General features: G+C 74.7%; 19 protein-coding genes. 8 read left to right on the top strand and 11 right to left on the bottom strand.

What is annotated here, in order from left to right; all coding sequences use genetic code 11:
* The 10 genes from ACFWXO_RS35365 to ACFWXO_RS35320 all read right to left on the bottom strand — a co-directional run.
* Window positions 1–698: acetyl-CoA carboxylase biotin carboxylase subunit family protein (locus ACFWXO_RS35365; protein ID WP_380529222.1), on the bottom strand; the 698-nt coding region annotated here is incomplete at its 3' end.
* Window positions 699–725: 27 nt separating this feature from the next.
* Window positions 726–2,339: a class I tRNA ligase family protein gene (locus ACFWXO_RS35360; protein ID WP_380529220.1), complete on the bottom strand. Its 1,614-nt coding sequence runs from the start codon at window positions 2,337–2,339 to the stop codon at window positions 726–728.
* Between the two features lie 26 nt (window positions 2,340–2,365).
* The gene (locus ACFWXO_RS35355; protein WP_380529218.1) at window positions 2,366–3,580 is read right to left on the bottom strand and encodes an FAD-dependent oxidoreductase; all 1,215 of its coding nucleotides are present in this window, start codon (window positions 3,578–3,580) and stop codon (window positions 2,366–2,368) included.
* Complete coding sequence (locus tag ACFWXO_RS35350) at window positions 3,577–3,963, bottom strand: cupin domain-containing protein (protein WP_380529216.1); 387 nt, start codon at window positions 3,961–3,963, stop codon at window positions 3,577–3,579. Before ACFWXO_RS35350 ends, ACFWXO_RS35355 begins: the two co-directional genes overlap by 4 nt.
* 11 nt (window positions 3,964–3,974) lie before the next feature.
* Window positions 3,975–5,195, bottom strand: coding sequence for a lysine N(6)-hydroxylase/L-ornithine N(5)-oxygenase family protein (locus ACFWXO_RS35345; protein ID WP_375881942.1), 1,221 nt, complete (start codon window positions 5,193–5,195; stop codon window positions 3,975–3,977).
* Complete coding sequence (locus ACFWXO_RS35340; RefSeq protein WP_380529213.1) at window positions 5,192–6,463, bottom strand: ATP-grasp domain-containing protein; 1,272 nt, start codon at window positions 6,461–6,463, stop codon at window positions 5,192–5,194. Before ACFWXO_RS35340 ends, ACFWXO_RS35345 begins: the two co-directional genes overlap by 4 nt.
* Complete coding sequence (locus ACFWXO_RS35335; RefSeq protein WP_380529211.1) at window positions 6,460–7,749, bottom strand: MFS transporter; 1,290 nt, start codon at window positions 7,747–7,749, stop codon at window positions 6,460–6,462. The genes ACFWXO_RS35340 and ACFWXO_RS35335 overlap by 4 nt, the downstream gene beginning before the upstream one ends.
* 263 nt (window positions 7,750–8,012) lie before the next feature.
* On the bottom strand, window positions 8,013–8,729 hold the full coding sequence (locus ACFWXO_RS35330) for a hypothetical protein (RefSeq protein WP_380529209.1): 717 nt from the start codon (window positions 8,727–8,729) through the stop codon (window positions 8,013–8,015).
* 115 nt (window positions 8,730–8,844) lie between these two features.
* Window positions 8,845–9,348: a hypothetical protein gene (locus ACFWXO_RS35325; RefSeq protein ID WP_380529207.1), complete on the bottom strand. Its 504-nt coding sequence runs from the start codon at window positions 9,346–9,348 to the stop codon at window positions 8,845–8,847.
* A gap of 42 nt (window positions 9,349–9,390) precedes the next feature.
* A complete protein-coding gene (locus ACFWXO_RS35320) occupies window positions 9,391–10,050 on the bottom strand; it encodes an ArsR/SmtB family transcription factor (RefSeq protein WP_380529205.1) in 660 nt (219 codons plus the stop codon).
* 140 nt (window positions 10,051–10,190) lie between these two features.
* Between ACFWXO_RS35320 and ACFWXO_RS35315 the strand changes: the two genes are divergently transcribed.
* The 7 genes from ACFWXO_RS35315 to mug all read left to right on the top strand — a co-directional run bounded on the left by ACFWXO_RS35315 (window position 10,191) and on the right by mug (window position 18,014).
* Window positions 10,191–11,552, top strand: a complete 1,362-nt coding sequence (locus ACFWXO_RS35315; protein WP_380529203.1) for an MFS transporter — start codon at window positions 10,191–10,193, stop codon at window positions 11,550–11,552.
* A gap of 157 nt (window positions 11,553–11,709) precedes the next feature.
* Window positions 11,710–13,281, top strand: a complete 1,572-nt coding sequence (locus ACFWXO_RS35310) for an APC family permease (RefSeq protein WP_375881925.1) — start codon at window positions 11,710–11,712, stop codon at window positions 13,279–13,281.
* On the top strand, window positions 13,278–13,715 hold the full coding sequence (locus tag ACFWXO_RS35305; protein ID WP_375881922.1) for a hypothetical protein: 438 nt from the start codon (window positions 13,278–13,280) through the stop codon (window positions 13,713–13,715). Before ACFWXO_RS35310 ends, ACFWXO_RS35305 begins: the two co-directional genes overlap by 4 nt.
* A gap of 9 nt (window positions 13,716–13,724) precedes the next feature.
* Window positions 13,725–15,071, top strand: coding sequence for a dipeptidase (locus tag ACFWXO_RS35300; protein ID WP_380529200.1), 1,347 nt, complete (start codon window positions 13,725–13,727; stop codon window positions 15,069–15,071).
* A gap of 141 nt (window positions 15,072–15,212) precedes the next feature.
* Entirely contained in the window at window positions 15,213–16,292 is a 1,080-nt protein-coding gene (locus ACFWXO_RS35295) for an aminopeptidase P family protein (RefSeq protein ID WP_375882347.1), read from the top strand.
* 148 nt (window positions 16,293–16,440) lie between these two features.
* Window positions 16,441–17,454, top strand: coding sequence for a phosphatase PAP2 family protein (locus tag ACFWXO_RS35290; protein ID WP_375881916.1), 1,014 nt, complete (start codon window positions 16,441–16,443; stop codon window positions 17,452–17,454).
* Window positions 17,455–17,471: 17 nt separating this feature from the next.
* On the top strand, window positions 17,472–18,014 hold the full coding sequence (mug, locus tag ACFWXO_RS35285) for a G/U mismatch-specific DNA glycosylase (protein ID WP_375881914.1): 543 nt from the start codon (window positions 17,472–17,474) through the stop codon (window positions 18,012–18,014).
* A 66-nt stretch (window positions 18,015–18,080) separates the two neighbouring features.
* Here mug and ACFWXO_RS35280 read toward each other — a convergent pair whose 3' ends face one another.
* Window positions 18,081–18,983: a LysR family transcriptional regulator gene (locus ACFWXO_RS35280; protein ID WP_375881912.1), complete on the bottom strand. Its 903-nt coding sequence runs from the start codon at window positions 18,981–18,983 to the stop codon at window positions 18,081–18,083.
* A gap of 134 nt (window positions 18,984–19,117) precedes the next feature.
* Here ACFWXO_RS35280 and ACFWXO_RS35275 point away from each other — a divergent pair, with 134 nt between their 5' ends.
* Window positions 19,118–20,116: an NADP-dependent oxidoreductase gene (locus ACFWXO_RS35275; RefSeq protein WP_380529197.1), complete on the top strand. Its 999-nt coding sequence runs from the start codon at window positions 19,118–19,120 to the stop codon at window positions 20,114–20,116.
* The last annotated feature ends 138 nt before the right edge of the window (window positions 20,117–20,254 follow it).

Genomic DNA, 20,254 nt, shown 5'->3' with positions numbered 1-20,254 from the left:
CCGCGCACCCCCGCGCGGGGGGGCGCGCGCTGGGACAGCGGGGGGGGGTTTAGGACGCCCGGGCCGCCCCCGCCCCCGCGCCCCCGCCCCCCCCCCCCCACCCCGTCGACGTGGTAGATCTCCGAGGAGACGTACTCCTCGCACTCGTACTCCTCGGCGTCGGTCTCCGCGAGCGCCGCCGTCAGGGCGGCGGCGTCGTGGACGATCCGGACGCCGGCCGAACCGGCCCGGGCCCGCGGCTTGAGGACCATCGGGAAGCCGACCGCGCGCTCCAGCTCGGCGGCGGACGCGCCGCCCGCCAGCGCGGCGAACCGCGGCACCGCCAGTCCGGCCGCGGCCACCCGCTCCTTCATCACCACCTTGTCCTTGAACGCCCGCACCAGGTCGGCCGAGGGGCCGGGGGCGCCGACCGCCTCGCGCACCCGGGCGGCCGTCAGCACGTCGTACTCCGACAGGCCGACCACGCCGTCGAAGGCGCCGTGCCGCTCCCGCAGTTCCCGTGCGGCCGCCAGGACGGTGGCGAACTCCAGGTCGGGCACGGTGACCACGCGCCCGGGCTCGATCGGGCCGAGCGCGGCCACGCCGTCGGGCGTGGTGACGACCGAGAGGTCGCAGGGGTGGCCGGCGCAGTACCGCCGGTACTCGGCGTCCTCGTCGTCGTAGCGGTTGACGACCAGGTAGTGCGGGTGTTCAGGCACGCGGGGGCTCCGAAGGGGTGGTGGGGATCAGCTCAGGGTTTCCGGCAGGCAGGCGGCGAAGTCGGCCGCGGTGACCGGGGTGAACCACCGCCGGTGCGCGGCGGTGACCGGGGCCGGGCGCTCCGGGAAGGCGGCGAAGCCCGGGTCGCCGGTGCCGCCGAGCCGCCGCCAGAGGTCGGCGGCGAAGTCCGGCATGATCGGGAAGCCCAGCAGGGCCAGCCCCTTGAGCCACCAGTAGCCCTGGTCGGGGGTGCGGTCGGCGTCGGGGAGGGCGTCGATCCGGTCGATCCAGGAGTCCAGCACCGCGCCGGCCTCGGCCATCCGCACGGTCGGGCCGTCCAGGGCCCGCTCCAGCCGGTCCAGGTGCGCGTCGAGCGCGGCCAGCACCGGCGCGGGGAGCGCCGCCGGCTCGGCCGGCAGCCGCTCCCAGGCGGCGGCGATCCGGTCCTCCAGGACGCCGGCCAGCCGGTGGTTGACGGCGTCCAGGAACTCCTTGGGCTCGAAGCTGGTCTGCGAGGTCTCCGGGTTGACCAGGGCGAGGTGGTAGCGGACGGCGTCCGGGGTCAGCCCGCGGACCTTCGCGACGCCCGAGGCGGTGATCGCGTGCCGGCGGCTGGTGGAGAACTTCTCCCCGGCCAGCTGGTAGAACTCGTTGATCAGCACCCGGTCGTACGGCCGGGTGTCCCCGTGCACCAGGGCGACGGCGTTGATGCAGACCAGCGCGGACACCACGTTGTCGCAGCCGAGGCTGGTCACGGTGACCACGTCGGAGTCGGGCGAGAAGGAGTTGACCTCGGCGCCGATCCGCTGCCGGTGGATCTCGCCGAGCAGCCGGGCGAACATGAAGCCGCCGGTGTACGAGAACAGGCTGGACGGGACGCCGTCCTCGCCGCCGGCCAGCGTCATCCCCCAGGTCTCGGGGACGCTCAGCCGGATGGTGGCGCCGCCCCGGCCGAGCAGCGCCCGGACGGTCGAGCGGTACCGCTCGGCGAGGTCCAGGCGGTCGAACTCGGGCTCCAGTTCGGCCAGTCCGGCGGTGCGCAGGAAGCGGGTGGCGATCTGCCGCCACTGCCAGTCGGCGTCCGTGGCCAGCCGCGGGCGCGGCTCGACCACCTCCTCCGGACGGAAGTGCGCGCCGCAGCCCTCGCAGAAGTAGCTGGCCACCTCGGTGCCGCAGTCCGGGCAGCGGCCGAGCAGCAGCGGGCCGACCACGAAGCGGCCGGCGGTCGGCTCGTACGGGACCTTCTCGATCAGCGTGCTCACCGCGCCGCGGGCGTCCAGCCGGGCGACGCTCCCGTCGATCTCGCGCTGGAACAGGCCGTGCCAGGGCTCCTCGGCGGGGTTGACGAACTCGTCCATGCCGATCCGCAGCGCGGCGAGGTCGGCCTGCATGACCTCGTGGTAGTGGGCGACGACCTCGCCCGGGTCGACGCCGTCGACCCGGGCCTTCATGGCGACCCAGGGCTCGTAGGCGTCGGTGCCGGTCATGATCGCCGGACGGTCGCCGCGCATCCGCAGGAAGCGGGCGAGCGCGTCCACCCGCAGGAAGGGGCCGGCGATGTGGCCCAGGTGCAGGTGCCCGTTGGGCGTGGGCTCCGGGGGGACGAGCAGGTAGTGGCGGGGGGTGGCGTTGGTGCGCATCGTGGTCCTCACGGGCTGTCGGGAGGTCAGTCGAGGCCCAGCAGGGCGAGTGCGCCCTCGGCCATGGCCGGGGCGAGCCGGAAGCCGGAGCCCGCGCCACCGGTCGCCAGGACGACGCCGTCGAGGCCGTCCAGCGGGGTGATCAGCGGGGCGAAGTCCGGGAGGTAGAGGTCGGCACCGGTCCGGCAGCCGATGAACTCTGGCCGGAAGGACGGGAGTTGCTCGGCGAGGACGGCCTCGGCCAGGGCCCGGTCGGCGGGGTTCGGCGCCAGCCGGGTGCGCTCGGGCGGGCAGTCCCAGTCGGTGCTGGTGATGCTGTAGTACCAGTCCCGGCCCTCGCCGACGGGCAGCAGGAAGGCGTCCGGCTCGTCCAGCACCAGCAGCGGGCGGTGCCCGCCGGGCTCTCCGCCGCGCAGCCGGTAGGCGACCACCTTCTTGGTCCGGGCGCCGAGCCGCTTCGCCGTCGCGGCGAACGGGTCGGCCAGGGCGGCGGCGCCGGGGGCGGCCAGCACCCGGCGGGCGGTCAGCTCGCCGCCGTCCTCGGCGATCAGCCGGTAGCCGTCCGCACAGGGCTCGACGGCGCGCACCGCGAAGCCCTCGACCAGGTCCCGCCGCGGGCCGTCGACCCGGGATCCGGCAGTGAGGGGTCCGGCAGTGAGGGGTCCGGCAGTGAGGGGTCGGGCAGTGAGGGATCCGGCAGTGAGGGGTCGGGCAGTGAGGGATCCGGCGACGGGCGATCCGTCGGCGGGGCCCCCGGAGGTGAGGGGCCGGAGCAACTGCTCGACGGCCTCGGTGGGTTCGGAGAACGTCGCCTCGGCGGAGCGCCGCAGCTCGGTGCCCGCCCCGCCGACCGGTCCGCCGAACACGGCCCGCAGCTGCGCCTCCTGCTCGGACCGGCAGGGCGCCAGCGCGTCGCCGACCAGCTGGCCGTCGACCCCGGCCGCGCCACCGGCCGGCACCACCCAGTACGCGCGCCGCACCTCGGCGTTCAACGCCGGTGCGAGCGCGGCCAGTTCGGCCCGGAGTTCGAGGCTGCGCCGGGCCAGGGCCCGCTGCTCCCCGGTCCGCCCGGCCGGGATGTCCACCGCGAGCGAGCGCACGGTCGAGCCGTCGTGCACGGCGCCCGCGCAGACCGCGACCACCGAGGCGTCCGGATGGCGCAGCGCGGCCAGGCCGACGGCGGTGGCGCCGACGATGCCGGTGCCGATCACCGCGAGGTCGTACGTCCCGTGCCCGCTCACGCGCCGGCCTCCCGCCACCAGATCGAGAGCACCGTCATCTCCTCGTCGGCGGTGTGCAGCCGGTGCTCCTCGCCGCCCGGGAGCGCGTACAGCCCGCCCGGGCGGGCCGGGTGCTCGCGGCCGCCGCAGGTGATCACCCCGTGGCCGCGCTGGACCAGCCACAGTTCCTGCGAGGCGTGGCAGTCGGCCATGGTGGCCGAGTGCGGGGGCACGGTGAACACCGCCAGGTTGACGGGCAGCCGGCCGACGGCCGCGAGGACCTCGGCCGCGTCCAGGTCGGCCTCCAGGCTGGAGGTGCCGGTCTCGTCGACGTCGGGCGCGAGGTAGCGGACCTCGACGGACCGCCCCTCGGCCACGGCGTCCGGGCCGGCCGTCTCGTTCACCTGATGCATCGTCAGGAACCCCCGTTCGTACGGATGCTGTCGAGGATCGCCCGGCTGCGCCAGGCGAGCAGGCCGAGGTTGGGATCAGTGATGCCGAACGCGTGCCGGGCGCCGTTCTGCAGGTAGATCCGGTGGCCGTCCGGCCCGTCCCACTCCACCGAGTAGTCCTCCCGGACGACCGGGAGGCCGTCTTCCAGCCGCAGTCGCCCGGTCAAGGCGCCCAGGCACTGCGGCAGTTGCTGGACGTAGCCGGTCGCCAGCACGACCGCGTCGCAGTCCACCGCGGTCTCGGCCCCGTCGGACTTGAGCTCCAGGCGCAGCCCGTCGGCCCGCTCGGCGAGCCCGGCGACCTCGTGCCCGGGCAGCAGCCGGATCAGCTCCGGGCGCCCCTCGACGTGGCTGGTCAGGTAGACGATCCGGTACAGCTCGGCCAGCAGGCCCTCGTTGACGCCGTCGCTGGCGTACTTCTGCTCGGCCAGCAGGGCGGCCCGCTGCTCCTTGGGCCGTCCGAAGAAGTCCTGGGCGGCCTCCGGCAGGTACAGGTCGTTGGTGAAGGCCGACTCGTCCAGCGGCAGGAAGCCGGGCCGCCGGCTGACCCAGGTGACCCGCTCCGGGCGGGCCTGGCCGACCAGCAGGTGGCGGACGATCTCGGCGCCGCTCTGCCCGCCGCCGACCACGGCGACCCGGCGGCCGGCCAGTGCCTCGGCGTGCTGGACGAACTCGCTGGAGTGGAACACGGCCGGCCCGGTGGCGCCCTCCAGCACCGGCGGGAGGTACGGCTGCGGGCCCGCGCCGAGGACGAGGTGCCGGGAGCGGAAGGTGCCCCGGGAGGTCTCGGTCTCGAAGTGGTCGCCGTGGAAGCGGACCTCCGTCACGTCGTGGTCGTAGCGGACGGTGTCGCCGAGCTGGTCGGCCACCCAGCCGAGGTACTGGTTGAACTCCGCGCGGTGGACGGCCGGGAAGCGGGCGGTCAGGAACTGGTAGAACCGGCCCTTGGCGGCGAGGAAGGCCAGGAAGGAGAACCGGCTGGTCGGGTCGACCGGGGTGACCAGGTCCTTGAACGGCGAGTTCTGCAGGGTGGCGTCGGGGAGCAGCAGCCCCGGGTGCCAGGCGGGCCGTTCGCGGCGGTCCAGGTGCAGTCCGGTGGTGCCCGGGTGGGCTTCGGCCTGGGCGGCCAGGCTGAGGTTGGCCGGGCCGGCGCCGACCGCCAGGTAGTCGAGGAGCTCGCTCACCGTTCGTCCTCCGCTTGGGGGTTGATCCGGACGGCGGTGTCGACCGCGCCGCGCAGCGCGGTGGCGGCGGCCGGGGAGTCGGCGGTGAAGACCGCCTGGCCGAGCCGGCAGCGGAAGTCGTCCAGGTGCGGGTGGATCGGGTCGCCCGGGGCGAGGTCGAGCCGGACCTCGCGCACGCCCGGCAGGGCGGCCGCGGTGTCCAGGCCGGTGGCCCGGTCGAAGCGGGTCTCCCCGGGGGCGGTGAAGAAGTGGATGCCGGCGACCGCCGCGACCGGCTCGCCGAAGGCGCCGGTCTCCTGCGGGTCGAGGCCGAGCAGCCCGGCCAGCCAGACCCTGGGCAGGCTGACGCCGGTGGCGAGCTGGGCCAGTTCGGCGATCCGGTCGCCGCCCATCCGGGCGCCGATCTCGACCAGGGCCGGGCCCTGGGCGGTGAGCCGCAGTTCGCAGTGGAACGGCCCGACGCTCAGGTTGACCGCCCGGACGACGCCCTGGACGTACTCCTCGATCGCGGCCGAGGCCTCGGCCGACAGGGCGGCGGGCAGCTGGTGGCCGATCTCGGCGAAGTACGGCTCCGGCGCGAGGAGCTTCTCGGTCACCGCGACGACGGTGGTGGTGCCGTCGAGGACGTAGCCCTCGACGCTGTACTCCGGCCCGTCCAGGTACTCCTCGACCAGGGCCCGCTCGATCATCGGGCGGCCGAGGTCGACGAAGTCGTCGGTGCTGAGCCGGCGGTACGCGTCGGTCAGCTGGTCCAGGTCGTGGACCACCGACACGTGGAGGCTGCCGGACTGGTCCACCGGCTTGACCACGCAGGGGAAGCCGGTGAGCTCGGCGGCCTTCGCGAGGTGCTGGTCGGAGCTCACCTCCAGGAAGCGCGGGCTGCGCAGCCCGGCGGCCTCGACCGCCTCGCGCATCCGGGTCTTGTCCCGGACCTGCTCCACCGTCCGCACGTCCAGGCCGGTCAGGCCCAGTTCGGCGGCGAGGTGCGCGGCGTTGGGGACGTAGACGTCGCAGCCGGGGAAGACCGCGGACAGCGGGAGGCGCTCGTGCAGTTCGCGGACCGCGGCGAGCAGGGCGGGCAGGTCGTTGGTCTCGACGGTCACCAGTGCGTCGATGCGGTCGCGCAGGTGCGCGGGCATCACCCGGTCCTCGGTGTCCGCGCTGGCGACCACGACGCCGATCCCCAGGTCCAGGGCGGCCTCGACCAGCAGCACACCCCCCGAGAGGGCTTCGATCACGAGGATGCGCCGGTCCGAATGCTTGGTCATCGTGCTATGTCTTCCCGTTCGTGGGCCACGGTCGCCGTTCCGGCGTCGTGGTGGTGGGGGTCGTGAGGGTGGGGGTCGTGAGGGTGGGGGTCGTGAGGGTGGTGGGGGTCGGCGGGGGCCGGGCGGCCGGCCCGGGCCAGCCCGGGCAGCAGCGCGAGGGCCAGGACCAGCGCCCCGACCGCGGCCACCCGCAGCAGGGTGGCCGGGTCGACCGAGGAGCCGGCCAGGGCGAGGGTCGCCCCGGCGACCGGCATCGGCGCCACCAGCAGCAGGCCGAAGGCGGCGACCGCGCTGCCGTACTCCCCGGTCGGCACCCGCTCGGCCCTGGTGGTGCGCAGGTAGACGCTGAACAGCGAGTCCAGGGCCAGGAACACCCCGAGGGCGACGCCGAACAGCGCCAGGTCCGGGGCCACGGACAGCCCCAGGCAGACCAGCGCGGAGGCGACGGCCAGGCCGATGCCGTAGCGCCACAGTCCGAGCCGGCCGATCAGCCAGGGGGCGATGCCGACCACCGCGATCGAGGCGACGCCGGCCGCCGAGTAGACGAAGCCGAGCGCGCTCTCCGAGACGCCGTACCGGGTGGCGACCAGGGCCGGGGCACTGCCGATCAGCAGGCTGAGCAGGTAGTTCAGCCCCATGGTCAGCAGCACCACGCTGCGCAGCACCGGATCCCGTACGGTCCGGCGCAGGCCGGCCAGCGGGGACGGCGCCGCGTCCGGGTCGGCCCTGCCGGCGGGCAGGGCGAGGGCGAGCAGCAGGCTGGCCGCGTAGCCGGCTCCCGCGGTGGCGACGAACACCGCCGGCGGGAAGAGCAGCAGCAGTCCGCCGAGCGCGGGCCCGGCGATGATGGCGGCCTGTTCCAGGCCGGTCAGCACCGACTGGGTGCGGGCCGCCCGCTCCGGCGGGGTGAGCAGCCGCCCGGCCTTCTCGCCGGCCACGAAGGTCTGCTCGAAGAACGCGCCGGACAGCATGCCGAAGACCAGCACCACGGGCACCGCGGTGCTCGGCCGGAGCAGGATCAGCAGGCAGCAGACGGCCGCCAGGGCGAGCCGTCCCGCGTCGCTGACCAGGAAGATCTGGCGGATCGACAACCGGTCCACCAGGTAGCCCGCACCGGCCAGCGAGAGCAGCCGGGGCGTCCAGGTCAGCACCACGGCCACACCCGACCAGGTGAGCCCGCCGGTCACCCGGTAGCAGAGCAGGGGGATCCCGAAGACCAGGAGGTTGTCCACCAGCCAGCCGATCGAGCGCAGCGCGAAGTAACCCACCGTACGGCCGGACGCCATGGAAGTTCCCCCGTGAACCTCGGAAATCGCCACCCCGGCCGGGCTGTTCGAAGCCCGGCATGAGCACGACCGTAGCCCGTCGAAAACGGAAAAGCTAGATCCATTTTCTGCGTCGACATGAAGATCTGTTCTCATCTGACGCTTCGACAGGAAGATCTGTTGGCAGACGTCGGGACGACGACAAGGCCCCGCTCCCGGACCGGGGAGCGGGGCCTCGCGCGGCGGCCGACAGGGGTCGGCCGGTCACGGCCGACCGATGACGGTCAGTCGGTGGCGGGGTGGGAGCGGGCGGCAGCGGTCAGCGCCTGCGCCTGGGCGCGCAGCGCGTCGAGCTGCTCCTGGAGGCCCGCGGGTGCGGAACCGGGGAGCTGCCGGGACGGGCTCGCGGCGGTGCCCGGGACGGTGGGCAGCGCCGGCACGCTCGGGAGTTGGCCGAGCAGGCCCTGCAACGCGGCGAGGAGCTGCTGGACGACACCTCCGACGTCGGGGACGGCCGAGGTCACCGTCGAGAGCAGGCCGGTGACCAGCTTGACGACGTCGCCGAGCGCCCCGAGGGCCGCGCTCGGGTCCGGCGCGGCCGGGACGGCGGGCAGGGCCGGCAGGGCGGGCAGGGCCGGGACCGCCGGGGCTCCGGGCACGGAGGGGGTGTCCGGCAGGGTGGGCACCGTCGGCACGGTCGGGGCGTCCGGAACGGTAGGCACCGTCGGCACGGTCGGGGCGTCCGGTGCGGTCGGGGTGTCCGGTGCGGTGGGCGCCGTCGGCGCGGTGGGGGCGTCCGGCGCGGTGGGCGCCGTCGGCACCGTGGGAGTGTCCGGCGCGGTGGGGGCGTCCGGCGCGGTCGGGGCCGTCGGGACGACGGGGGCGGAAACGGTGGTGCGGGGGGCCGAGGCTGCCTGGCCGGCGGCGGTGGCGGACGCCGTGGCGACCATGGTCAGCGCGAGGGCTGCGGTCAGGGTGGCGGCCATCCGGGTGGAACGCATGGGTACTGCTTCCTCTCAGTGCGAGTCAGGCGAGATCGCCTGACTCACACCGTGCGGTCGCCGCCCGGGCCCGGCCACCGCAGGTACGCCGAACGGCGGCGCGCCGGACGACGGCTCAGCCCTGCGCCCATTCCGTGGTGCTGCGGTGCGCCCCCAGCCCGACCGAGTCGAACTCGTCCGCCCGCCCCGGTTCGACGGACCCGCCGAGCCACCGCAGGGCGCGCGAGATCGGGGTGCCCTCGGCCGGCGCGGACTCGAACTCGCCACTGGCGAGCGGGCCCAGGACGACCCGGCCGTCGAACCAGCCGACGGCGCGCTGGGTCCCGCCGCCACCGAAGTACTCGGCCTCGACGCGGACGATCGGACCGGCCTTGGACCAGGCGGCGAGCCGGAGTTCGAACCCGTCGGAGTACCCGCCGAATCCCGCCCCACCGGATCCCGCCCCGCCGACGGACCTGGACACCGCGGTGTCGCCCTGGAGCGCGGACAGCACGGCGGGGGTGACCGGGATGAGCGCCAGCCCCTGGGCCAGCGGCACCACCCGGGCCGCCGGCACCTCCGCCGCCGCCACCGTCAGCAGCTCCAACATGCCGATCAGCGCTTGGAGTTCATACGACATGCCCGACATGCTGTCCCACCGCACCGACAGTCGGCCCGGAATTTATCGTTCCGTGCCCGCGCGGAGACCGTAGAGCAGGGTGAAGAGGGTCACGTCCACGGCGTCGTCGGCCGTACTCGGACCTTCTTCGGACAAGCCGTCGAAGATGTCGGCCAGTTGGGCGCGGAGCCGGGCCAGCCGGTCCGGGTCGAGCCGGAGGGTGAAGTGCGCGAACAGTCCGGCCGACGGGCCCGAACCGTCCTGCGGGCGGCTGAAATCCAGCCGCCCGTCGGCCACATGGGCGCGGAACTCGCCGCGGACCCGGTCGATCGCGGCCAGCATGGCGTCGTACGCCTCGGAGCGGGCCGGGGAGTCGGCGGTGAACATCTCCGGGGCGAGCCGGATGGAGTCCTGGGCGACCCGGTAGCGGCTCTCCACGATGCCGGAGACCAGCCGGGTGCCCGCCACCAGGACCAGCCCGGCCTTCTCCAACTGCTTGATGTGCCGGTAGAGCTTGGTCTGCGGCTCGCCGAGCTCGGCGGCGAGCTCCTTGGCGGTCAGCGGACGGTCCTCGGCGGTCTTCAACGCGCCGAGGATGGCGAGGCGCAGCGGGTCGGCCAGTGCCTTGAGCACCGCGACGTCGCCCACCTGGCGCTCCTTGACCCAGGCGGTGGGCTGCTGCTGCTCGTCCCCGTCGGCGGGTTCCTGTTCGTGCTCGGCCACGGGCCCACCCTCGCAGATCGGCCGCTCCGCCCGCAATCACCGCTCGGTGAGCGCTCACCCTTGCGCAATCACTCACGCTCACGCCATCATTCACGTGAGCGTGAACGGTGTCGGAGAACGCGAACGATGGGGGTCGGTCCATGACGGAGCACACCACGGCGACGGCCGAGCGGACGGCGGTCGGGCTGGGGACGGCCGAGCAGGCAGCGGCACCCGGACCGGCGGACCCGCCGCCGCCCGTCCCGCTGCGGCGCAACCTGCGGTTCCAGGCCCTGTGGGCCGGCACCTCCTGCGCGACCCTCGGCCTGATGATCGGCGAGACCGCCTTCCCCCTGCTGGTGCTCGCCCTCACCGGCTCGTCCACCGCCGCCGGAGCCTTCGGCGCCGTCCAGATGACCGCCACCCTGCTGCTCGGCGTGCACGGCGGCTCGGTCGCCGACCGGTGGGACCGCCGCCGGGTCCTGGTCGCCTCCGACGCCGTCCGGCTGCTGGCCCTGGCCAGCGTCCCGGTGGCCCTGGCACTCGACCGGCTGGCCCTGGCCCACCTGCTGGTGGTCGCCGCACTGGTGGGCGCGACCATCGCCTACAGCGGCCCGGTCCGGCTGCTGGCCCTGCGCTCGGTGGTCGCGCCGGAGCAGCTGTCGCAGGCGCTCGCCCAGGACGAGGCCCGGATGAGCGGCGCCGCGCTGGCCGGCCCGCCGCTGGCCGGGTTCCTGTTCGGACTCGGCCGCTCGGTGCCCTTCCTCGGCGCCGCGTTCGCCTCGCTGGTCGCGCTGATCACCGCACTGCTGGTGCGCTTCCCGGCCGGACCGGCGGCCGCGGCCGGGCAGCCGGGCCGCGCGGGCCAGGACGCGCAGGACGAGCAGGACGCGCAGGAGGAGCAGGAGGACGAGGGCGGCGCGCTGGCCGGCTTCCGCCTCCTCGCCGCCTCCCCGCTGCTGCGCCCCGCACTGGCCGTCCTGCTGGTGATCAACCTGACCGGGGCGGCCCTGCTGCTGCCCGTCATGGTGCTGCTGCGCGAACACGGCACCAGCAGCGGCGGGATCGGCCTGGCGCTGGCCGGCGAGGCGGTCGGCGCGCTGGCCGGGGCGACCCTGGTCTCCCGGCTGCACCGGCTGGCCGGCCCCGGGGTGCTGCTGCTCGTGGTGGCCTGGACCGCCGTGCCCGTCCCGCTGGCACCGCTGCTGCCCGGCGGGGCGGTCACCGTGTTCGCCGCGCTGTTCCTGGTCGGCGCGGGCGTCCCGGCCCTGCGGGTGATGCTCGACCTGCTGGTCTTCCGTCAGGTGCCGGACCGGCTCCGCGGCCGGGTGATCGCCGCGACCATGACCCTGCTCACCGCCGGGATGCCGGCCGGCTCCTTCGCCGCCGGCCTGCTGCTGGACCGCTTCTCCCCCGCCGTCACGCTCGCCGCGATCGCCGCCCTGCTCGCCGCCGCCCTGCTGCCCGCCACCGCGAGCCGCACCCTGCGCCGCGCCACCTGGCCCGCCGCCGCGCCGGTGTGAGCCCAGGGCTGAACGCCGGTCACCCGCACGGCCGCCCGCCGCATGCGGCGGGCGCGGCATCCGGGTGAACTGGCCGGGTACGGCCCGCCGCCGGGGCTCCCTCCCCGGCGCCCCGCTCCCCCGCGCAGCCGACCGGGGCCGTACCGGAGGAGGACCGATGAGTGCCACGGACGCGCCCCCGCCCGGCCCCGGCGGCGAGGCCGGCCCCGGGGGTACGACCGGCCCCGGGGGTGAGGCCGGCCCCGCCACCCGGGAGCGCGGCGGCTCGGTGGCCGGCCGACTGGCCGCCGCGCCGCGGATGTCCTGGATCACCCTCGCCCTGATGACCACCAGCTCGGTCGCCAGCCTGCGCTCCGCCCCGACCATGGCGGTGTACGGGCTGGCCTGCGTCTTCCTCTACCTCGTCCCCGCGGTGGTGTTCCTGCTGCCGACCGCGCTGGTCTCCGCCGAGCTGGCCTCCGGCTGGGAGGGCGGCGTCTACCGCTGGGTCTCGGAGGGCCTGTCGAAGCCGCTGGGCTTCCTGGCCGTCTGGTGCCAGTTCGCGATGACGATCTTCTACTACCCGTCGCTGCTGGCCTACGTGGCCTCGACCATCGCCTACGTGGTGAACCCCCGGCTGGCCAGCAACGGCCCGTACACCGCGGTCGTGATCATGGTGCTGTACTGGACCGGCGTCTGGGTCTCCTCGCGCGGGACGAAGGCGGTCGCCGGACTCTCCTCGATGGGCCTGGTGATCGGCACCCTGATCCCCGGCACCCTGCTGGTGGTGCTCGGCTTCGTCTTCCTCGGCGAGGGCAACTCCTCCGCCGCCCCGATGGACACCTCGCACCTGTTCCCGCAGTGGACCGGGCTGGCCAGCCTGGTGCTGATCGTCAACAACTTCCTCAGCTACTCCGGCATGGAGATGAACGCGGTGCACGTCTCCTCGCTGCGCGACCCGGCCAGGGAGTTCCCGCGGTCGATGTTCACCGCCTCCGCGATGGTGCTGGCGATCTTCATCCTGCCGGCGCTGGCGATCAGCTGGGTGGTGCCGTCCAGCGAACTGAGCCTCACCGCCGGGGTGATGCAGGCCTTCGACGCCTTCTTCCAGTACTTCGACATCGGCTGGCTCACCCCGGTCATCGCGGTGGCCCTGATCGCCGCCTCGCTCGGCGGCATGCTGACCTGGCTGGCCGGGCCCTCCAAGGGCCTGCTGCTGATCTCCCGTCAGGAGGGCTACCTGCCACCGTTCCTGCAGAAGCTCAACCGCGAGGGCGTCCAGCAGAACCTGCTGGTCTCCCAGGGCGTGGTCACCACCGCCATCGCCCTGCTCTACGCACTGATCCCGAACGTCTCCAGCGCCTACTGGATCTTCTCGGTGATCACCACCCAGGTGTACCTGATCGTCTACCTGCTGATGTTCAGCGCCGCGATCCGGCTGCGCCGCACCCAGCCGGACCACCCGCGCGGCTACCGGGCCCCGGCCCTGGTGCCGATCTGCGTGATCGGCCTGCTCGCGTCGGCCGCCGCGATGGGCATCGGCTTCGTGCCGTCCTCGCAGTTCGGCAGCGGCAGCGTCTGGTCGTACATCGGGATCGTCGGCGGCGGCCTGCTGCTCCTCGGGCTGGTCATCCCCCTCCTCTTCCTGCGGCTGCGCAGGCCGAGTTGGCGCTCGCCCGAGGCGGCGGCCGAGCTGGCCGCCCAGGAGGCGCAGGAGCTGCGCCGGACCGAAGGGGGTACGACGTCATGACCACCGGCCTGATGGCCTCCCGCCACCGCTGGATCTACCTCGGCTCGATCGTGCTGCTGGTCGCGATGCTGGTCACCGGCCTGCTGTCGTTCACCCAGCTGCACGCCACGAACCTGGCGAACGAGAAGGCCGGGGAGCTCGCCACGCGGCTGGGTTCGGCCGGCTACCCGGTGCCCACCCGGGACCAGATCACCCACACCCTCGGCGAGGACGGCGGCGCGGTCTGCGCCGACCCGGCGAACGCGCTCAACCAGGCGCAGTGGACGTACGGGATGTCCAACGGCGCGGGCGGGCCGGGCCAGCGCCCGGTGCTCTCCGACCGCGAGGTGGTCAAGGCCGAGGCGATCGTGCTCTCGGTCTACTGCCCGGACCGGCTCGCCGCCATCCAGGACAAGATCGACGACCTCGACCTGCGCGACACCGTGCGCAAGTAGGAGCCCCAGATGACCGACGAACTCGCCCGGCGGATCGACGGGTTGATGCCCCGCGCGTGGGCCGACCTGGCCGAGCTGGTGGCCATCCCGTCCGTCGCCGACCCCCGGCAGTACCCGCCGGAGAAGTGCCGGGAGGCCGCCGAGTGGGTCGCCGACGCCTTCACCGGGGCCGGCCTGCGCGACGTCCACCTGGAGGAGACCCCGGACGGCAGCCACGCCGTGGTCGGCCACCGCCCGCCCCCGCCCGGCGCCCCGACCGTGCTGCTGTACAGCCACTACGACGTCCAGCCCCCGCTGGACGAAGCCGCCTGGACCTCCCCGCCGTTCCGGCTCACCGAGCGCGACGGCCGCTGGTACGGGCGCGGCGCCGCCGACTGCAAGGGCAACATCGTCATGCACCTCACCGCGCTGCGGGCGCTCGGCGAGGACGTCCCGGTCGGCCTCAAGCTGGTGGTCGAGGGCTCCGAGGAGCAGGGCACCGGCGGCCTGGAGCAGTACGTGCCCCCGCACGCCGGGGAGTTGCACGCGGACGCCCTGCTGATCTGCGACACCGGCAACGCCGCCGTCGGCGTGCCCACCGCCACCACCTCGCTGCGCGGGGTGGTCACCGTGGTGGTCGGCGTCGAGGCGCTCACCGGCGACGTCCACTCCGGCATGTTCGGCGGCCCCGCCCCTGACGCCCTGGCCGCGCTGGTCCGGATGCTGGACTCGCTGCGCGACGCCGACGGCGGCACCCGGATCGAGGGCCTGGACTGCACCGGCAGCTGGAGCGGCGTCGGCTACGACGAGGGCGCCTTCCGGACCGACGCCGGGGTGCTGGACGGCGTCCGGCTGACCGGCTCCGGCACCGTCGCCGACCGGCTCTGGGCCCGCCCCGCCGTCACCGTCCTCGGCATCGACTGCCCGCCCGTGGTCGGCTCCGCGGCCGCCGTCCCGGCCACCGCCCGGGCCCGGGTGAGCCTGCGGGTGCCGCCCGGCACCGACGCCCGCGCCGCCCAGGACGCGCTGGTCGCCCACCTGGAGGCGGCCGCACCCTGGGGCGTCCGGGTCACGGCGGAACGGGAGAGCGCCGGCGCGCCGTTCCGGGCCGACACCGGCGGGCCCGCGTACGCCGCGCTCGACAAGGCCGCGCAGGAGGTCTACGGCAAGCCGCTGTCCTTCCTCGGCCAGGGCGGCTCGATCCCGCTCTGCAACGTCCTGGCCACCACCTTCCCGGCGGCGGAGCTCGTACTGATGGGCGTCGAGGAGCCGCGCTGCCTGATCCACGCGCCGAACGAGAGCGTCGACCCGGAGGAGATCCGGCGGATGGCCCACGTCGAGGCGCTGTTCCTCCGGCACTTCGCCAACAGCCGCTGACCATGGCGCAGTTGCGGGAAGTCGGCCACCATCGAAGGAGCCGACGTCGAACGACCCGCCAACGGACGACCCGACGCCGAAGGACCCCGAGGAGGAGCAACCGTGCCCCGTCCGTTCACCACCGAGGACCACGCCGCCCGGATGGCCCGGGCCACCGCCGAGGCGACGGCCGCCGGGCTGGCCGGCCTGGTGGTCGCCCCCGGCCCCGACCTGAGCTACCTGTGCGGCTACCGGCCCACCGCCGTCACGGAGCGGCTCACCGCCCTCGTCCTCGCCCCCGGCCGCCGCCCCGCGCTGATCGTCCCCAGGCTGGAGCGCCCGGACGCCGAGAAGGCGCTCGGCGCCCCGGCCGTCGAGCTGCTCGACTGGTCCGACGGCGAGGACCCGTACGCCACCGCCCGCCCGCTGTTCGAACCGGCCGGGCGCTACGGGATCTCCGACAACGCCTGGGCGATGCACCTGCTCGGCCTCCAGTCCGCCCTGCCCGGCAGCGGTTTCACCTCGCTCACCGAGGCGCTGCCGATGCTGCGCGCGGTCAAGGACACCGAGGAGCTGGAGCGCCTGGCCGCGGCCGGCGGCGCGGCGGACGCCGCCTACCGGGGCATCCTGGAGGTCGGCTTCGCCGGCCGCCGGGAGACCGACGTCGCCGCCGACCTCGGCGCGCTGCTGATCCAGTACGGCCACAGCCAGGTCGACTTCACGGTGGTCGGCTCCGGCCCCAACGGCGCCAACCCGCACCACGAGGCCGGGGACCGGATCATCCGCACCGGGGACACCGTGGTGCTGGACTTCGGCGGCCTCAAGGACGGCTACGGCTCCGACACCACCCGCACCGTGCACGTCGGCCCGGACGTCCCGGACGAGGTGCGGCAGGTGCACGACCTGGTCCGGCTCGCCCAGCAGACCGCCTTCGAGGCGGTCCGGCCCGGAGTGAGCTGCCAGGAGATCGACCGGATCGCCCGACGGGTGATCACCGACGGCGGGTACGGCGAGCACTTCATCCACCGCACCGGCCACGGCATCGGGATCACCACCCACGAACCGCCGTACCTGGTCGAGGGCGAGGAGCGGCCGCTGGTGCCCGGCATGTGCTTCTCGATCGAGCCCGGCGTCTACCTGCCCGGCCGGTTCGGGGTGCGGATCGAGGACATCGTCACGGTGACGGCCAACGGCGGACGACGCTTCAACAACACCCCGCATGAGCTCGGTGCCGTCGCCTGACCGGGGCGGCGAGGCCGCTCCGCCGGACCGTTCGTCCCCGTCACGGGACCTTCGTCCGCCAAGATTTGACCCAACCGTGCGATTTTCTTACGAGCCGGTCATCGTTCGCCCAGAGTCCTCCAAGCTTGCGTTGCTAGTTTCGCTGAACATGACGAAGCTGCTGAGCCCGGCCCCGCCGACCCCGGTGCGGGCCGGACGTCTGCGTCCCGTGACCGAACGCAACCGCCGGGGAGGCCTGGCCAGACTGCGACTGCTGGCCTGGCCGGCCTACCTCACCGCCTTCGTCTGGTTCCTGGCCACCCAGGGCATGGCCTTCGCCAACGACGTGGTCTTCCTCTGGCTGATCGGCGCCCTGCTCACCGCCGCCGTCCACAGCGGACACGGCCCCCGCGGCTTCCTGCTGGTGCTGCGCGACTGGGTCCCGGTGATGGCCGTGGTCTGGGCCTACTCGCTGCTGCGCGGCTACGGCGCCCACACCCCCTGGGCCCCGCACTGGCTGCCCCAGCTGCGCTTCGACGAGGTGCTCGGCTTCGGGGAGACCTGGACCGTACGGCTCCAGCACGCGCTCTACACCCCCGGCTCGCCGCACTGGTACGACTACGCGGCGACGACCGTCTACCTCTCGCACTTCCTCGTCGTGTTCGTCCTGCTCGCCGTCCTGTGGCGGCGCTCCCACCAGCGCTTCCGTCAGCTCCTCGCCTGCTACTTCACGCTGACCTTCGCCGGCTTCGCGACGTACCTGCTCTACCCCGCCGACCCGCCGTGGCTGGTCGGCCAGCAGGGCAACATGCCCGAACTGCACCGGGTGGTCTGGGAGACCATCTCGAACACGGGCCTGCCGCAGGCCGACTCGCTGCTGGAGAACGGCAGCCAGTTCGCCAACGACGTCGCCGCGATGCCCTCGCTGCACTCCGCCTACCCGGCGATGCTGCTGTTCCTGTTCTGGCCCACCGCCCGGCCCTGGCTGCGCGCCCTGCTGGTCGCCTATCCGCTCGCCATGGCGTTCACCCTGGTCTACGGCGCCGAGCACTTCATCATCGACATCCTGGCCGGCTGGACGTACGCCGCCGTGGTGGTGTTCGGCCTGCGGTGGCTGCGCGACCGCCGCACCGCGCGGACGGCGGCCAGGGCAGAATCGGCCGGGTGCACTCCCAATCCGTGAGGGGAACCCCGACACCGATGAAGCCGACCCCCGAGCAGCTGCGGGCCGCCCAGGACACCACCATCCCGGACGTCACCGGGCCCGGGCTGCGGGTGCTGTTCTGCGGCATCAACCCTGGCCTGTGGTCCGGGGCCACCGGGCACCACTTCGCCCGGCCGGGCAACCGCTTCTGGCCCGCCCTGCACCGCTCCGGCTTCACCGGGCGCCAGTACCGCCCGGACGAGCAGGACGAACTGCCCGCCCTCGGCCTCGGCATCACCAACGTCGCCCCGCGCACCACCGCCAAGGCGGACGAGCTCACCGCCGAGGAACTGCGCGCGGGCGGCGCGGCGCTGCGCGAGCGGGTGCTGCGGCTGCGGCCGCGCGTCCTCGCGGTGCTCGGCATCGGCGCCTACCGGACGGCCTTCGGGCAGCGCCGGGCCGCGATCGGGCGCCAGCCGGAGGGCATCGGCGACACCGAGGTGTGGGTGCTGCCCAACCCCAGCGGCCTCAACGCCCACTACACCCTGGACGCGCTGGCGGCCGAGTTCCGCGCCCTCCGGGAGAGCCTCGACGACTGATCGGGCCGACCGGGCCGACCGGGCCGACCGCCCGAGCCGCCTGGGCCGACCGGCCGGGGCGACCGGTCAGGCCGCCGTCAGCCCGGCGGGCAGCGGCAGCTCGCGCAGTTCGCGGATCAGCGCCCGGACGGCCGCCGTCCCGGCCAGCTCGGGGGTGGTGACGTACCCGACGAAGCGGCTGGGCGGCCGCGGGCCGAGGTCGGTCACGGCCAGCCCGGGCGGCGCGCCGAGCAGGGCCGTCCGGGGCATCACCGCCATGCCGAGGCCCTGGGCGACCAGCGAGAGCGCCACCGTGTCGTCCTCCGCGTCGACGGTCGCGGGCGGCAGCCAGTCCTGCCGCCGCCACCAGTCCCTGGTGTACGAGCCGCAGTTCTCCGCCCAGTCCACCAGCGGCAGCCGGCGGGGCTCCGGGTGGCCCTGCGGGTGGGCGAGGGCGTACGACTCCCGGTACAGCCGCACCGCGACCAGCCCGGGCACGGACGGCGGACCACCCGCGTCCAGGGTGGCCAGCCCGAGGTCGGCGCGCCCGTCCGCGACCTCCCCGGCGGTGCCCCGGCCGAGCTCCCGGACGATCCGCACCCGCGGGGTGAGCCCCGGGTGCTCGGCGGCGAGCCGGGCCAGGACGGGCGGCAGCAGGTTGGCGGCGGCACTGCGGAAGGCCGCGATCCGCAGCGTGCCGGTCAGCGGCCCCGCCGGGCCGGCACCCGCGCCCCGCACCTCGGGGCCCATCACCGCCAGCAGCCGCAGGATCCGGCGGGCGTAGCCGACCGCCCGCGCGCCGGCCTCGGTGGGGCGCGCGCCGTGGCGCCCGCGGTCGAAGAGCACCGCGCCGAGCTTCCGCTCGCAGGCGCGCACGGCGTGCGAGACGGCGGACTGGGTGGTCTCCAGGCGCGCGGCGGCCGCCGTGAAGCTCCGCTCCTCGTCGACGGCGACCAGGACGCGCAGCTCGTGCGGGGCGAGTTCGGTCATGCGGCGAACCTACCTCCCATCGAATCCGCTCATGGAAGGCGCCGGTCCATCGCCGCCGGCCCCTGCCCGGCCGCGCCCCCGCTTCCTACGGTGGTCAACGTCCCCGCCGACCTCCCCCGTACGGAGCACCGCCGATGTCCCGTCCCACCGCCCGCGCCGTCCACCTGGTCTCCCGCCCCTCGGGCGCGCCGAGCGCCGAGAACTTCGCCTTCGTCGAGGTGACCGTCCCGGCGCTCGCCGCCGGCGAGGCCCTGGTCGAGAACCTCTACCAGTCCGTCGACCCGTACATGCGCGAGGAGATGGACGAGGGCGGCTGGCAGCTGCACGCCCCGCTGGAGGGCCGCACCCTCGGCCGGGTGGTGGAGTCCCGGGCCGACGCGCTGCCGGTCGGCGCCCTGGTCTCCCACCGGCAGGCCTGGCGCACCCACTCGGTGGTGACCGGCGACCGGGCCGGCCTGCTGCCCCACTTCGCGGGTGTCCCGCTCACTGCCCACCTCTCGATCCTCGGCGGCACCGGGCTGTCCGCCTGGGTCGGCCTGACCAGGATCGCCCGGCTCCAGCCCGGCGAGACCCTGTTCGTCTCGGCCGCGGCCGGCGGCGTCGGCACCGCCGCCGGCCGGATCGCCCGACTGCTCGGCGCCGGCCGGATCATCGGCAGCGCCGGTTCGGCCGCCAAGGTCGCCCACCTCACCGAGCACCTCGGCTTCGACGCCGCCTTCGACCACCACGACGGCCCGATCGCCGACCGGCTGCGCGAGGCCGCCCCGGACGGACTGCACGTCTACCTGGACAACGTCGGCGGCACGCACCTGGAGGGCGCGATCAGCGCGATGCGCGACCACGGCCGGATCGCCTGGTGCGGCGCCGTCGCCCAGTACAACAACCCGCTGGACCCGCCGCCCGCGCCGCGCAACCTCTACGACGTGGTCGGCAGGAGCCTGCGCCTGGAGGGCTTCCTGGTCCGCGACCACCTGGACGCCCGCCCCGAGCTGTACGACTTCGCCGTCCCGCACCTGCGCTCCGGCGCCCTCGTCCCGGACGAGACCGTCGTGGACGGCTTCGACCACGTGGTGGACGCCTTCCTGGGCGTGCTGCGCGGCGCCAACACCGGCAAGATGATCGTCCGGATCTGACCCCGGGGCCCAGGCAGGGCGGCGGCTAGGGCCTGTCCGGCGGATCTTGGCAGATCAGCGCGCGGCGTTGGGCGCCCGGCTGGGCGTGCGCCCGAGTCGGCCTCGTACTGGATGTACTTGGGCGATTCGGGCGTGCGT

This window comes from Kitasatospora sp. NPDC059088, from assembly GCF_042738155.1.
Lineage (GTDB): Bacteria > Actinomycetota > Actinomycetes > Streptomycetales > Streptomycetaceae > Kitasatospora.
The sequence above is the reverse complement of the archived record's forward strand: the minus strand, read 5'-3'. Positions and strand labels throughout refer to the sequence as shown.